We start from the raw sequence: 14,121 nt of genomic DNA on the forward strand, positions 1-14,121 counted from the left end.
AGCCATGTCGAGGTTGTCTTCGCCAGAATGGCCAGCCTCGTCGCGCAGCAGCTTGCAGATGCGAGCATGTGCGTACTGCACGTAGTACACGGGGTTGGAAGAGTCCTGCTTCTTAGCAACATCGATGTCGAAGTCAATCGGCTGCTCGGTGGAGCGGCTCAGCATGTAGTAGCGCGTAGCGTCGATGCCGACTTCGTCGATGAGCTCTTCGAAGGTGATCATTTCGCCAGTACGCTTGGACATACGAACGGGCTTGCCGTCGCGGAAGAGGTTGACCAGCTGGCCGAGCATAACTTCGAGCGCGCCCGGGAAGCCCATGGCGGCCAAAACGGCAGCAACGCGAGCGATGTAGCCATGATGGTCGGCGCCCCAGATATCAATCAGAATGTCGAAACCACGCTCTTTCTTCCAATAGTGGTACGCAACGTCGGACGCGAAGTAGGTGTAGTCGCCATCAGCCTTGCGCACAACGCGGTCTTTCTCGTCGCCGTACTCGGACGACTTGAACCACACAGCGCCATCCTTCTCGTAGATGTCACCCTTGTCCTTCAGATTGCCGATGCAGTATTCAAACGGGCTCTTGCCGCCGAATTCGTCGGAAGGCAGATACATTTCACGCTCGGACTGCCAACGCTCGAAGTGATTGCCGAAGCGATCGGTGATGTCGTGGAACATCTTCATGATGTAGGCGTAGCCGAACTCACGGAACTCGACCATGCGCTCATGCTCGTCGGCGTCTTCCCACTTGTTGCCATCGCGATCGATGATTTCTTTTGCGATGTCGTTCACGTACAGGCCGTTGTAGCCGCCCTCGGGAACAGCGGCATCTTCATGGCCGAGCTGCTGCAAGTAGCGAGCGGCAATGGACAGGCCGAACTTGTCCATCTGAACGCCGTGGTCGTTGATGTAGAACTCTTCGAAAACCTCATAGCCAGCATGGCGCATAAGGTTTGCGGTTGCGGAGCCCAAAGCAGCCCAGCGGCCATGGCCAACATGCATGGGGCCCGTGGGGTTTGCGGAGATGTACTCGATGTTCACCTTGCGCTTGCCTTCGGGCTGCGTGCCCTTGCCATAATCGGCGCCCTGCTCGCGAACCTGAGAGACGACGTCCTGCATGGCAACGTTCTTCAGGCGGAAGTTGATGAAACCCGGGCCTGCGATTTCGATGTTCTCGATAAGATCATTCGCGGGAATGCCATCAACGATCGCCTGCGCGATTTCACGCGGGTTCTTCTTGGCTTCCTTGGCGCAACGCAGAGCAGCGGTGCAGGCCCAATCGCCATGGCCCTCGTCGCGCGGACGCTCGAGCGCAATTTCGGGAATGTTCTCAATCGGCAGAGCGCCAGATTCGCGGGCAGCCTCAAACGCCTTGGTAAGAAGCTGAGTCAATTCTTCGCGTGGTTGCATTGATGCCTTCCTTTTCGTCTACGAAGCGGAAACCGCTCCCTTTTGCATCCGGTTTTCGCCGCGGCGCAGCATAGAGCGTGCGCGCACGGAAGCCTCGATCGCCTGGATTTGTATATAAGCTTAATCATTGTAGCACGTCAAATATGAAAACCTTCCGAGTGCGGCGAATTCGCGAGAGCGGCAAAACTCAACGCCTTTTCGGCCCCTCAAAGCGTCCCTGTCCGCTGCGCAGCGCCCAAAAAAGAGCAATTCAAACGCGTGGCGGCAACGCGAACGGCTATCATATATCCGCGAATAAGAACAATCAGTTCAGGCAGGAGGAATCGCGTGATCGATTTCGACGCGGCATGGCGCCATTTGCAACAAACGACCAAGGCGCCCGACGACTGCCAGCGATGGAACAAAAAGGCCGCACGCTACGATTCCCGCGATGCGAAAAACCTCTACGCCGAGGCATTCGTCGAGCTCGCGCGCGTGCAACCTGGTGAAACCGTATTCGACATGGGCTGCGGAACGGGCGCGCTCGCCGCAGAGATGGCCTCACGCGGCCATAAGGTCATCGTGGGCGATTTCAGCAGCGGCATGCTCGCAAAGCTGCGCGAGAACATGGCGCTTCGCGGCATCAAGGTCGCCGAGAGCCTCGACGCGCTCGCGCCGGGCAGCGTTTTCCCCTTGCACATGAGCTGGGAAGACGACTGGAGCCAATTCGGCCTTCGCGAAAACGTAGCCGACGTCGCATTCGCGTCGCGCTCCATCGCAGTCGCCGACCTGCGAAGCGCGCTGCGCAAGCTTTCCGCTATTGCGCGACGACGCTGCTGCATCACCATGACAACCGGCACATCCCCGCGCGTCGACGCTCGCGTGCTTGCCGAGCTCGGCGTGGACGCCGCCCTCAATCGCGATTACATCTACGCGTTTGGCCTGCTTGCCCAAGCGGGATTCGAACCCGAAGTGCGATACATCCATTCTTCTCGAAAAGATTCATTCGAATCGGAAGGCGACGCTTTCGGAGACTTCTCGCAAATGATCGACATCGGCGCGCCAAACCTAAGCGAAACCGAGCGGCTCCAGGCGCAGGCCAACCTTCGCGAATGGCTCGCAGAACACCTCGTCGACAACCCCGAAGCCGGCATGCCCGATAAAAAGGGCTATCCGCAGGGGCCTCTCACACTCGACTATCAGCGCATCGTCCCATGGGCGTTCATCTCATGGAACGCGAAAGACGGCCAACTGTAGCCGCGCATCAAGAAATATCGTGAGCGCCAAGGCGCCCGCGTCGCACAAGGAAGGGACTGTCCATGACAAAAATGATTTCTTTGGAGGAGGCACGCGAGCTCGTGCTCTCGCGCGTGACGCCGCTCGAGGCGGAAACCGTTGACCTACTCGACGCTGCAGGGCGCGTTGCCGCCGCCGATTTGAAAAGCGACATCGACGTAAGCCCATTCGCCCATGCGGCCATGGATGGCTACGCTGTGCGCCGATGCGACCTTGCGGGAGCTACGGCAGAATCGCCCATAACGCTCGAAGTTATCGACGAGGTACCTGCGGGCGGCGTATTCGAGGGCACCCCGCAGGCTGGCCAGTGCGTGCGCATCATGACGGGTGCTGCCCTTCCGGGCTGCTTTGACGCCGTAGTGAAGTACGAAATCGTGAGCATGGTGGAAGGCGACGGGAAGCCCGGCGGTCGCGTGGCATTTTCCGCGCAGCCCAAAGAACGCGACAACGTGCGCGAAGCAGGCGAAGAGGCTCGCGCAGGCGAAATCGTCGTGAACAAGGGCGAAGCAATCACGACCGCAGGCGTCGGCTTTTTGGCCGGCTGCGGAGTGCTGCGGGTGCCGGTTTATCGCAAACCGCGCGTGGCCATCATCCCCATTGGCAGCGAGCTCGTGCCGCCGAGCGAGAATCCTGGCCCTGGCCATATTCGCAATTCAAACAGCTACGCCCTCGCGGCATGCGCCAAAGCGGCCAGTTGCGAAGCGGATATGTTCGACATCGTGCCCGACGACGAAGCCGCCCTCGAAGCCGCCGTTCGCGAAGCGGCGGCAACGCATGATTTCGTGGTCACTTCGGGCGGCGCCTCAAACGGCGACTTCGACTTCATCAAGCCCGTCGTGGAACGCGCAGGCGAATTACTCATGACCACCGTGAACATGCGTCCCGGGAAAGCCCAAACATTCGGCATCGTCGACGGCACGCCGGTGTTCGGCCTGCCCGGCAACCCAGCTGCCGCCTATATGGGCTTCGAGCTCATCATTCGCGCGGGCCTGCTCAAAATGCAGGGCCGCACCGCGTTCGAGCACCCCACGATTGTCGCAAAGCTTACCTGTGACAAGAAAAAGAAGGATTCCCGCCGACTCTTCATGCGCGCCACGCTTTCCCATGGCGAATCAGGCGAACTTCTCGTAACGCCCGCGAAGAACCAGAGCTCTGGTCTTTTCGGCCCTATCCAGAAAACGAACTGCATGGCCGTTTTGCCCGAAGGGGCGCAAGACGCCCACGCAGGCGACGAGATAGCCTGCGTGCTTTTGGATGTCGCCGAAGGAACCGTTATCTAATTCCGCGGGGCCCGGCAACCGGCCACTTGACGATGTTGTCGGGCCCACTCGAGACGACCCCTCCTCAGACGAGACAACCTCTTCCCCTTTAACGCAAAAGTCTCAAACAGACATCACAGATTCGCCGATTATGCTCCCTGACGCGCGACACCGCCCACCGTGGCAGCACAAAGCAAGAATCCATTCGACTGGCTATCCGACCCTCTCAAGAAAGGCAATCTCATGACTCTTAAATTTGCCATTATCACGTGCTCCGACACGCGTTCCATGAAGGAAGACACCGCTGGCGCGGCCCTCGAAGAGCTTATTAAGAAAGAAGGCTGGGAGGTTGCCAGCCACATTGTCGTCCAAGACGACCGCGTGTTTATCGCGGGCAGCATTCTCGAAGCCTGCGATGAAATTGGTGCCGACATCGTACTCACCTGCGGCGGAAGCGGCCTTTCGCCGCGCGATGTAACGCCTGAAGCCACGCGCGATGTATGCGACCGCGAAGTTCCCGGCATTGCCGAGGCCATGCGTTATCACAGCCTGCAAATCACGCCTTACGCGATGCTGTCGCGCGCCATCGCCGCACAGCGCGGCAACACGCTCGTCATCAATCTGCCGGGCAGCGAAAAAGCCGCTCGCGAAAACTGGGAAGGCATCGTGGGCGCGCTCGGCCACGCGGGCCACATGATGGCTGGCGAAGGCCATGACAAATAAGAGCTCGATGCCTTCAACGCGTGGCGACCAACCTGCTAAATGCTCTAGGCATTTAGCAGGTTTCTGGAGCACTATTTGCGTTCCCACAAGCCCGTCTTGCCGCCATCTTTCTTCAGCAGACGCACGTCCATGATTTCCATGCCGCGATCGACCGCCTTGCACATGTCATATACGGTAAGACACGCCACGCTTGCAGCAGTCAGCGCCTCCATCTCAATGCCCGTCTTGCCTGTAACGCCGCATGTCGTCGTAATATGAATGCCCACGCGCCCATCTTCACGTTCACCAGCCAAAACGGGTTCGCAACTCACCTTCGCCTTCGTAATCATAAGCGGGTGGCACATCGGAATAAGCTCGCTCGTCTTCTTCGCCGCCATTACACCCGCCACGCGTGCGCACGCCAGAACATCGCCTTTCGCCGCCGTGCCCGACGTAATAAGCTCAAGCGTCTCGGGCTTCATCGAAATAAAGCCCTCCGCAACGGCAATGCGCTCGGTGTCGGCCTTCTGAGAGACGTCCACCATACGAACGTCGCCCTTCTCATCAATATGCGTAAGCTTCTCTTCCGTCATATCGCTTTCCTCCAAACCAACGGGTCAAAGGGACAGTCCCTTTGACCTAAACTCCAACGATTAATTTGCAGCATCAAACAAAAGAAACGGAGTTCTCGAAGAAAGCCGAGGGCCCCGCGAAGGCCGTCGGTGTTCATTCATGCCCTTCATTCTAAAATGAAACACCGCCTTGAACATGACTTAATGTCATGTTCAATACCTCACTAGGCGGCCGAGCGGCCGCGCCGAGCTCGCGAAGCGAGCCGGCATTCGGCGCATAGTGAGCGAAGCGAACGGTAGCCGACCGTGGTCTTCGCGGGCCCTCGGCCTCCTCCGAGAACGGCAAGGTCTACCCGCCAATCTGCGACATGCCCCGCTCGGTCCCCACCTTGTCGTGGTGGTCGTCGGGCTTAGCCCCCAACGCCTCCGTAAGCACCGCGCCAATCGCCTCATCGCCACCGTCGCCGCGAAGCGCTGCGCGCATGTCGTATTCAACGTCAGAGAACAGACACGGGCGAATCTTTCCATCTGCCGTCATGCGCAAGCGGTTGCACTCGCTGCAGAAATGACGCGAAAGCGGGCTAATGAACCCGACCGTTCCTTGGGCGCCCGGGAACATGAAGTAGCGCGCAGGACCCCATCCTTTCGGCCTCTCGTCGCCCGCCGCCACAAGCGTCGGCAAACCTTCAGCCTTAGCCCGCTCATTAATAACATCGAACAGCTCTTCGCTCGGAATCACGTCCTCGCGGCCCCATCCGCACCCATGCGAACCCGCGCTTTCGCCCACGGGCATATACTCGATAAAGCGCATATGCAAAGGACGATCGATCGTCATCTTGGCAAACGCCAGAAAATCCTGTCCCAGACTGCGAACCGTTACGGCGTTCACCTTTACGGGATCAAACCCCGCAGCGAGCGCGGCCTCGATTCCGTCGATTGCCTCATGCAGCACGCCTCGACGCGTGATATAGCGAAACTGCTCAGGATCAAGCGTGTCAAGCGAAATGTTCACGCGCGAAAGGCCCGCCGCCGCGAGTTCCTCAGCATACTTCGGCAGAAGCACGCCGTTAGTGGTAAGGGAAACGTCATCGACGCCAGGGGTCTCATGAATGGCGCGAACCAAGTCAACCGCACCCTTGCGCACCAGGGGCTCGCCGCCCGTCAAACGGAACCGTTTAATGCCCATGCTCGCCGCAACGCGAACCACGCGCTCAATTTCCTCAAGGCTTAAAATATCGGAATGGCACAGCGACGTCACGCCATCGGCTGGCATGCAATAGATGCAACGATAATTGCACCTATCCGTCAGCGAGATGCGCATATAGTCAATCACGCGCCCGTGCGAATCTTTCATGAAGGCCCCCTTCGACGGCTTGCACGCCCCCACGCGCAACCCAGGCTATCTTTCCTGGAATTATACCCTCGCAAGAACAAAGAAACGCCGCCGCGGCTCAATTCGGTCGGCGTTTCAGCATGAAACAAACTCATATGTCACGAAATGCGTTCTGCCGCGCTATCTCGATACGAGATACATGCTTTCCGTCGGTATCTCGATAAGCAGCTCATCGCCCTCTTCGGGAAGCTCACTCGCAGCAACAGCCAACTTGTCGACCTTCCACTGCAAATGGAGCTTCAAGAATTTCATCGATTCGTCTTCTTCGGCAATGTCACGCTCGATCTGCTCATTGTGATCGTGATCGAGGAACGAAAGCATGACCGATCGCTCGAAGCGCGAATCGCTTACGCGGTCGGCGCGCATGCGAAAGACATTTTCGCCCGGGCCGCTCGCACGCTTCAGGAAGAATGCGCGCACGCCGAACCACCGCACATTGCGAGGCACGGGCTTCGTCGAAGCAAGCGTGATACCCCAATCGGGCAGATGCACGTGCGCGTCGTCGACATACTCGGCAGGCGTCGTATTCTTGCAGCCCGATAGCTTAATCGCAGCAAGGCTCTGCGGGTCGTTCACGACGTTTTCTTTCGGCCCGATTTCCATAATGTGCCCCGCCTCGACGACCGCAATGCGATCGCAGAATCGAAACGCCTCATCGATATCGTGGCTCACATAGAGAATCGTTCCCTCGAATTGCTCGAACAAACCGATGAGATTCTGTTCGAGCGAGCTTTTCAAGTGCGAATCGAGCGCCGAAAACGGCTCATCGAGCATAAGGATCCCCGGCCGCACCGCAAGCATGCGGGCAAGCGCCACGCGCTGCTGCTGCCCGCCCGAAAGCTGCACGGGGTAGCGCTTCTCCATTCCCAAAAGGCCAAAACGCTGCATCTGCTCATGAACTGCTTCTGCGCGCTCGGCCGCGGTGGAGCCTTTCGGCAAGCCCGCCGCCACATTTTGCTCAATGGTCAAATTCGGGAACAGCATGTAATTCTGGAACAGCAACGCCGTTTTTCTCTGCTGGGGAGAAAGGTCGACTTTGGCCTTTTTGCCAGGTGCCTTGTCGAAAAACACGGTGTCGTTCACTACGATCTTGCCCGCATCGGGCTTTTCGATTCCTGCAATCGATCGCATCGTGAGCGACTTGCCGCACCCCGATGCGCCTAAAAGGCCAAGCGTTTCATCGCCGGCAGAAAACTGCTGGCTTAATTGGAAGCCCCTGAACTTCTTCTCGATATCTACCTCAAGACTCAAAGCCAAGCCTTTCTCGCACTCATACCATGCCGCGCAATTATCGCAGACGCCACACCGCGCGCCGCCGCATCAAAACACCGCGCCTAATTCCCCTCGCGTTTGCGGTATTTCGTCGTTCGGCTGCTCCATAAGTTGATGAACAAGATCACCACGAAGCTGAAAGCGATAATGACGGCGGTCCAGAACCACGCGACGGAATCGTTGCCATTCATCCATTCAAAGTAAATGGCGATAGGAATCGTGCGCGTAACACCCAGATAGTTGCCGGCGAGGAACAAGGTAGCGCCAAATTCGCCCAGCGCGCGAGCGAACGAAAGCACGGCACCCGCGGCAATGCTGCTCCATGAGAGCGGCAGCATCAAGCGAACGAAAATCTTCGCGTTGCTCCATCCCAATGTGCGCGCCGCATCGAGCATATTCGCGTCCAGGCTCTCGAATGCGCCCAAAGCGTTCCGATACATGAGCGGGAATGCCACCACCACAGCCGCAATAACGCATGCCGTGGGGCTGAAAATCAGAGGGAAACCGATATCGATCCAGAACTGGCCAAACGCCGTATTGCGACCGCAAAGGTACAGAAGCAAAAAGCCGCATACCGTAGGAGGCAGCACCATGGGAATCGTGAAAATCACGTCGCAGATGTTTTTCGCACGCGGCGAGATATTGAGGCAGAAATAGGCTGCGAGCAGGCCGAAAACGAAGATGAACACAATCGCGATGCCCGTCGTGCGAAGCGACACCCACAAAGGGCTCCAATCCAAATTGGACAAGAACTCGCCAATAGCAGCGAAGCCCGTCGCCTGCTCTTCAATAACGACGTCGCCCTTCTGAGCGGGGCAACCAAAATCGGCGAACGAAGGCTTGAAATAATTTTCGTTCTCGCTGTCGGTCAAGTCGCTTCCGTCAACCCCGATAACGAACACGTACGTTTTGCCGGAAACCTCTTGGTCGAATTCGAAACAAACCGCGCCTTCCTCAAATACCTTATCGCTCGTGAAATACCATGTATCGAAACTGGTGAGCGCCTTCGACCCGGCCGCCTGCCCCGCATCGAGGGCCGCGAACATCGCCTTGAGTGACGCCTGGTCGGCAGGCGACGTCAAATCGATGTCCAAATCCCTCGCAATTTTTTCGGGCACATAGGCGACCACGTAATCGTCGCCCGCGACGAGCTGCGCACACGTTCCCGCATCGCGCCCGACCAAATACGAGTATCCGTGGTATTCACCATCGATGTCTCGATTCGTGCCTTTTTGGGCTCGGGAAAAATCGCCTATCGCAAAACTGCTGTTTTCCGCTTCGGCCGCGTCGCCGTTCTTCGAGATGGTCACGCCCGTTGTATCAACCGAAGAATCAGACACGACGGCGCTCGAAGCCGTGCTCGGGACATTCAGCGTATCCACACCGCCAAGCGCGTCGTCGGCGAATGCGACGCAAAACGGAACCGCAACCGAAAGCGCGATTGCCGCCGCAGCAAGCCTTGCGAAAAGCGTCTTTGCCTTATGCATATCCATTCCCCACTACGAAAGAGGATGGGCACATAATGCGCCCATCCTTATCACATGCTTTTCTGGCACGTAAGCTTTCAAGCGGTCATTAAGCCAGCTCGAAGCCCCACTTCTGCCAAATCTCCTGAGCCTTCTCGCTGTTCTGGCACCAATCCAGGAACTCCTGGGTTGCTTCAACGTTCTTGCTCTGAGAGGTGATGGCGCCGGGGTACACGATGTTCTTGTGCGTGTCGGCAGGAACGGTACCAACAATTTCAACGCCACCAAAACGGTACACATCAGAAGTGTACACAAACGCCACGTCGACATCGCCAGACTGGGCATGCTTGCACACGTTGCCTACGGAAGTATCAAGAACAGGATTGTAGCCCTCGGCGAACGCACCATTCTTGCCAGAAATGTCTTTACCGGTCTTGCCCTCGTCATCGCCAGAGGGAACGTACACGCCAACCGTAGAAAGGGCCTGGTCGGCATAGTTGCCAGCGGGAACAGATTCGTCACCGACGCAGAACGTGTACTTGCCATCGGCGATATCCTGCAGCGTGACGTCCTTAAGGCCGCTGCCTTCCTTGGAGACAATCACGAGGTCGTTCTTGAACATGTCGACGCGCGTGCCCTCGTCAACGTAGCCCTCTTTGACCGCAGTGTCCATGGAGCCCTTCGAAGCGGAAATCAGCAGATCGGCATAGGAGCCGGCGCCGAGCATCTCATTCAGCTCGCCCGAAGACTTGTACTGCGCGTCGGCAAACGTGACATTGCCGTGGCCATCCTCGATGTAGGCAGCCTGAACTTCTTCCATCGCCTTGGAAAGCGAATTCGCCGCGAAAACCTGCAGCTCTACCGGTTCGGCCGTGGTTTCGGTTGCCGCCTTCTCGTCGGTCGCTTCTTCAGATTTCTGCTCAGACGAGCAGCCCACCATCGCGACCATGGCCGCAAGAGCGGCAGCAAGCGCGAGAATGGAGAGTTTCTTCCATGCCTTAGCCATGAAATTCCCTTCCCTCGATAGATGTGAGCCCCACCCGTCCCTTGAGTGAGCCCTTCTTCTGAAATACCGCCATTGGTACGAAACGGCACATAACGTGACGTATTTCATGCAGTTTATTCTCTATCGTGTATATTCTGATGTCAAGAAGTTATCCACGGTTTGAAATATTATTTTTACAGCGAAATAAAGGTTCTACCTGGCAACCACGTCGCATGCGCCGCACGGCAACAAGACGCAAAATCCCATCGACCACACCTCGATTATTCAGCCGAAGAATAGTCTTCCCCTCTTTCGGACCTGCGCAAAGGCGTACAATATGCCCAAGCAGGCGTACGCGCCAACGCGCATTTCGCGCCTACAAACCGCCCTGTCCAACAACACCGTACCGTCGAAGGGGCCGCCATGGTAACGCTCGATGATATTTCTCCCCACGTCAAACTCAGCATTGGCAACGACGAGGCCAATGCCGTTTTCGGCCGAGGCGTCGCCATGCTTTGCCGCGGTGTGCGCGATGATGGTTCGCTCAACAAAGCCGCCAAGAACATGGGCATGGCTTACAGCAAAGCGTGGCGAATCATGAAGCAAACCGAGGAAGCTTTCGGCTTTAGCCTCATCAATCGTGACGGCGCACACGGGTCAACGCTCACAAAAGAAGGAGCACTTCTCCTTTCCGCATTCGAGCAGCTTGAACGCGATGTCAACACCTACGCCGAGCGTCATTTGCCCGAAATCTTTAAAACGCTCTAGCGGCCAATACATCATTCCTTTGAACACGACGAGGGGGGAAGGCGTCATCATCGCCTTCCCCCTCGTTTCTTTATACGCATTACACCGACCCAGCCAAGGGGCAAGATCGCCCAAGCCGGCGCCCGCTCGCGACGCCTGCGCCAAGAAAGCTTGAGCCCGCTGCCATGTATGCAGAATCGAGTGCCTCGCTTCAGGTCGCTGCTCATCCCAAGCAAGCCTTCCGCTTGGACGACCCTGCCGCCTACGTGACAATCGCGCGACTACCTATCCCCTTCGGCCATGATAGTTGCCTCAATATGGGCAAGTTCTTCTGGGGTATTCACATTGATGAAGCACCCACGTTCAGGAACCGCGTCGGTTACCTCGGCCGACATAAACGGCCGCAAGTTCACCAAATCGAAGAAGTCCTTTGCACGAACGCAGCCACGACTGAGCGCTTCATGCGTCGCCTCCAAGCAAGGCTTCGTACGATACACCGCATGAAATGGCTCATAGCCAAATTTATTGCAAGGCACCACAGCATCGACGCGTTCGGAATGCGCCACTGCCGCCTCGGCAATCGCCAGCCGCGGCGAAGCGAACACCATATCGCATGCAATAACGGCAACAAGCGGATGAGACGCCGCACCAAACGCCGTGGCCAACCCTTGAAGAGATCCGCGCTTCTCAAATGAATCGGGAACGAGTTTCAAAGGACATGGGATGTCCAGATCGCCCAAGAACCCAAGGCGCGACGCCTCGTTCGTTGTGACAACCAGCTCGTCAGCCGCACAGGCAACCCTCTCAACAATGCGCGTGAGAAGCGGCTCTCCCAGGAAGGGAACCGTCGCTTTGCTTTGTCCCATGCGACGAGATTCCCCGCCCGCCTGAATGGCGACGGTAAGCTTCGGACGAACATAGACAGCCTGCAAGAAGTCGGCAATTCCCTCGATATCCTCTAACGAGAACGCGGGCACGCCCCTTCTTTTTGCCGCTGCGTGCACGCTTTCCATATTGCTCACAACGGCAACCGGAGTCACGCCGCGCACCGTACCGATTTCGCAGTATTCTTCGGCAGCGGGAAGGTCGCGATCGTTTCCCGAACGCAGCACTTCAATCACATCAAGACCGCTTTGTCGAAAGCCCTCGACAATCACCAAATCATGGTCGGGCATGCTCGAAACAATATCGTCGCATTCAATTTCATGGTCAAGCTCGGTGATGCGCGCCATGCGTGTCGGCGAAACCACAACCAAGTCTCGAGAACCAGCTTCTCGGTGTCGATATGAATCTTTACCCGGCACGTCGATGTCAAAATCACAGTGACCGTGATGCTTGATTGACCCGATATCGAGCCCTCGCGAAACGAGCTCCGCGATTACCCGAACAAGCAGTGTTGTTTTACCCGAGTTATGGCGACCCACGAAAGCAACAGCGGGACTCGGACGATGAATGCGCCCATCACGCTTCACAAACTCCGCCGATGATTCGCTCGAAGCGGCATCCAATGGAACTTTATTCATAATTCTCGTGCTCGACAACAAGATCATTCTTGATAGTGCCAACAAGCTGCTGCAAAGCATCGACAGCGTGCGGGCGAATATCCGCACCGATAAGAACATACATAATAGAATCGCCGACTTTCAGCGTGCCTTCGTTCAGCCACACGCGAATATAGAAAACGCCGGGGAGCTCGCGAGCGGCTTTCACAGCCTCGATCAAACCATCGGTATTGTACGAGAAGTCAACCGACACAACCTTACCAAGAGCCGCACCCTCGGCCGCCTCGGCGGCATTTGTCGCACGCACCTGAGCACGCGGCGTCTCACGAACGATGCCATTATGGGTGAGATACATGCCCACCATAGAAGCATTCGGATCCTGCTTCGCTTTATTGAGCCACGCGTCCATGGAAGGCTCTGCGCCAGCGTCGATACGCCAGCCGGGCCCCAAATCTACCGCAACATCAAAGCCCTGGTCATTGCAAGCGATATCAGAAATGTCGTTCATCGTCATGATTTCCCCTTTCCGCCCCTCATAGAGGCTCCATAACGCCTATAGGTCAATAATACCTAAACGAGAACAGAGCACGGGCTAAAAAGAAAACGCAATATGCAAAAGCGCTGTCAGTTTCTCCATGAAACAACAACTCGCAAGATGCAATACGCAGCATGCAGCAAAGCGCATAAATCAAAAAGGAGGGAACTTCTTACGAGAATTCAAACGCCCTAAAAGAGCCAAAGCTTGGCGCGGGCCACAAGACGACATGCCGTAAAAAGTCCCAAAAAATAAAGGGCCCCATAGGCCCCCTTAAAATGCGGAAGCGCCCTGCATGAGCGCGACGCCCTGTCCTCCCGCAGCCTGGCGCTGCAGTACTTTCGGCGAAGGCGGGCTTAACTGCCGAGTTCGGAATGGGATCGGGTGATCCCCGCCTCTGTGGTCGCGCTCATGCAGGGCGCTGTAGCCCGCATATGCAAGAAATTAGAATACTATTTACCGGCAAGCGTGTCAAGGGCGTAGCGATACCCACCACTGCCATAATTGAGCGCTTTCGAAACGCGAGCAATCGTCGTCGCAGACGCACCCGTTGCTTCAGCGATGGCAGTATACGGCTTACCAGCGTCAAGCAAACGAGCAACCGAAAGGCGCTGAGATGTTTCTTTCATTTCACGAATCGTGAACAGGTCTTCGCACAGAGCGTAAAGCTGATCTTTATCAGACATAGAAGAAAGGACCTCAAGCAGGTCTTCGACCTCGGGAGTACGCAAGTTGCTCATCAATCCATCCTCTCTGTATTCATGAAACTATACTATTGTACTGCAGCCCGCTAAAGTGCGCCCGCATAATAAAACCGCCACAACGGCGGTATTTTCTCGTAAACGGCGCTCAAAACGAAGCGACAAAAAAAGGGCATAAGCCCTGGATATGCGGAAGCGCCCTGCATGAGCGCGACGCCCTGTCCTCCCGCAGCCTGGCGCTGCAGTACTTTCGGCGAAGGCGGGCTTAACTGCCGAGTTCGGAATGGGATCGGGTGATCCCCGCC

Annotated in this window: 13 protein-coding genes and 2 rRNA genes; 4 read left to right on the forward strand and 11 right to left on the reverse strand. The window is 56.9% G+C overall.

Annotated features, from left to right (window positions below):
- A partial coding sequence (gene argS / locus ACWI8T_RS04775) for an arginine--tRNA ligase (protein WP_449138138.1) occupies positions 1–1,407 on the reverse strand: 1,407 nt, incomplete at its 3' end.
- A gap of 327 nt (positions 1,408–1,734) precedes the next feature.
- Between argS and ACWI8T_RS04780 the strand changes: the two genes are divergently transcribed.
- The 3 genes from ACWI8T_RS04780 to ACWI8T_RS04790 all read left to right on the forward strand — a co-directional run bounded on the left by ACWI8T_RS04780 (position 1,735) and on the right by ACWI8T_RS04790 (position 4,664).
- A complete protein-coding gene (locus ACWI8T_RS04780; RefSeq protein ID WP_449138139.1) occupies positions 1,735–2,643 on the forward strand; it encodes a class I SAM-dependent methyltransferase in 909 nt (302 codons plus the stop codon).
- A 62-nt stretch (positions 2,644–2,705) separates the two neighbouring features.
- On the forward strand, positions 2,706–3,962 hold the full coding sequence (locus ACWI8T_RS04785; protein WP_449138140.1) for a molybdopterin molybdotransferase MoeA: 1,257 nt from the start codon (positions 2,706–2,708) through the stop codon (positions 3,960–3,962).
- 222 nt (positions 3,963–4,184) lie between these two features.
- Positions 4,185–4,664 carry a MogA/MoaB family molybdenum cofactor biosynthesis protein gene (locus tag ACWI8T_RS04790; RefSeq protein WP_449138141.1) on the forward strand — a complete coding sequence of 160 codons (480 nt, stop codon included), beginning with the start codon at positions 4,185–4,187 and terminating at the stop codon, positions 4,662–4,664.
- A 71-nt stretch (positions 4,665–4,735) separates the two neighbouring features.
- Here the strand turns inward: ACWI8T_RS04790 and moaC are convergent, their stop codons facing one another.
- The 5 genes from moaC to ACWI8T_RS04815 all read right to left on the reverse strand — a co-directional run bounded on the left by moaC (position 4,736) and on the right by ACWI8T_RS04815 (position 10,352).
- Positions 4,736–5,236, reverse strand: a complete 501-nt coding sequence (moaC, locus tag ACWI8T_RS04795) for a cyclic pyranopterin monophosphate synthase MoaC (RefSeq protein WP_114614752.1) — start codon at positions 5,234–5,236, stop codon at positions 4,736–4,738.
- Positions 5,237–5,564: 328 nt separating this feature from the next.
- Complete coding sequence (gene moaA / locus ACWI8T_RS04800; protein ID WP_449138142.1) at positions 5,565–6,569, reverse strand: GTP 3',8-cyclase MoaA; 1,005 nt, start codon at positions 6,567–6,569, stop codon at positions 5,565–5,567.
- A 159-nt stretch (positions 6,570–6,728) separates the two neighbouring features.
- Positions 6,729–7,859: a sulfate/molybdate ABC transporter ATP-binding protein gene (locus ACWI8T_RS04805; protein WP_449138143.1), complete on the reverse strand. Its 1,131-nt coding sequence runs from the start codon at positions 7,857–7,859 to the stop codon at positions 6,729–6,731.
- An 83-nt stretch (positions 7,860–7,942) separates the two neighbouring features.
- Positions 7,943–9,367: a molybdate ABC transporter permease subunit gene (gene modB, locus ACWI8T_RS04810; protein WP_449138144.1), complete on the reverse strand. Its 1,425-nt coding sequence runs from the start codon at positions 9,365–9,367 to the stop codon at positions 7,943–7,945.
- 88 nt (positions 9,368–9,455) lie between these two features.
- Positions 9,456–10,352 carry a molybdate ABC transporter substrate-binding protein gene (locus ACWI8T_RS04815; protein ID WP_449138145.1) on the reverse strand — a complete coding sequence of 299 codons (897 nt, stop codon included), beginning with the start codon at positions 10,350–10,352 and terminating at the stop codon, positions 9,456–9,458.
- A 402-nt stretch (positions 10,353–10,754) separates the two neighbouring features.
- On the opposite strand from ACWI8T_RS04815, the gene ACWI8T_RS04820 reads away from it, so the two are divergent.
- On the forward strand, positions 10,755–11,099 hold the full coding sequence (locus ACWI8T_RS04820) for a winged helix-turn-helix domain-containing protein (RefSeq protein ID WP_294378781.1): 345 nt from the start codon (positions 10,755–10,757) through the stop codon (positions 11,097–11,099).
- A gap of 260 nt (positions 11,100–11,359) precedes the next feature.
- Here ACWI8T_RS04820 and mobB read toward each other — a convergent pair whose 3' ends face one another.
- The 5 genes from mobB to rrf (ACWI8T_RS04845) form a co-directional block, all read right to left on the reverse strand.
- Positions 11,360–12,601 carry a molybdopterin-guanine dinucleotide biosynthesis protein B gene (mobB, locus tag ACWI8T_RS04825; RefSeq protein ID WP_449138146.1) on the reverse strand — a complete coding sequence of 414 codons (1,242 nt, stop codon included), beginning with the start codon at positions 12,599–12,601 and terminating at the stop codon, positions 11,360–11,362.
- On the reverse strand, positions 12,594–12,989 hold the full coding sequence (locus ACWI8T_RS04830; protein WP_449138148.1) for a molybdenum cofactor biosynthesis protein MoaE: 396 nt from the start codon (positions 12,987–12,989) through the stop codon (positions 12,594–12,596). The genes mobB and ACWI8T_RS04830 overlap by 8 nt, the downstream gene beginning before the upstream one ends.
- Positions 12,990–13,411: 422 nt before the next feature.
- A 5S ribosomal RNA gene (gene rrf, locus ACWI8T_RS04835) occupies positions 13,412–13,526 on the reverse strand.
- Between the two features lie 41 nt (positions 13,527–13,567).
- A complete protein-coding gene (locus tag ACWI8T_RS04840) occupies positions 13,568–13,855 on the reverse strand; it encodes a YerC/YecD family TrpR-related protein (RefSeq protein ID WP_449138147.1) in 288 nt (95 codons plus the stop codon).
- Positions 13,856–14,021: 166 nt separating this feature from the next.
- Positions 14,022–14,121, reverse strand: a 5S ribosomal RNA gene (gene rrf / locus ACWI8T_RS04845); the annotation flags it as partial.

The sequence above is a fragment of the Slackia sp. genome (genome assembly GCF_977041755.1).

Coding starts and splice junctions, on each gene's coding strand:
- ACWI8T_RS04830 (WP_449138148.1), bottom strand. CDS start 12,989: ATGGACGCGTGGCTCAATAAAGCGAAGCAGGATCCGAATGCTTCTATG.
- moaC (WP_114614752.1), bottom strand. CDS start 5,236: ATGACGGAAGAGAAGCTTACGCATATTGATGAGAAGGGCGACGTTCGT.
- mobB (WP_449138146.1), bottom strand. CDS start 12,601: ATGAATAAAGTTCCATTGGATGCCGCTTCGAGCGAATCATCGGCGGAG.
- moaA (WP_449138142.1), bottom strand. CDS start 6,569: ATGAAAGATTCGCACGGGCGCGTGATTGACTATATGCGCATCTCGCTG.
- ACWI8T_RS04785 (WP_449138140.1), top strand. CDS start 2,706: ATGACAAAAATGATTTCTTTGGAGGAGGCACGCGAGCTCGTGCTCTCG.
- ACWI8T_RS04840 (WP_449138147.1), bottom strand. CDS start 13,855: ATGAGCAACTTGCGTACTCCCGAGGTCGAAGACCTGCTTGAGGTCCTT.
- ACWI8T_RS04790 (WP_449138141.1), top strand. CDS start 4,185: ATGACTCTTAAATTTGCCATTATCACGTGCTCCGACACGCGTTCCATG.
- ACWI8T_RS04820 (WP_294378781.1), top strand. CDS start 10,755: ATGGTAACGCTCGATGATATTTCTCCCCACGTCAAACTCAGCATTGGC.
- ACWI8T_RS04815 (WP_449138145.1), bottom strand. CDS start 10,352: ATGGCTAAGGCATGGAAGAAACTCTCCATTCTCGCGCTTGCTGCCGCT.
- modB (WP_449138144.1), bottom strand. CDS start 9,367: ATGCATAAGGCAAAGACGCTTTTCGCAAGGCTTGCTGCGGCGGCAATC.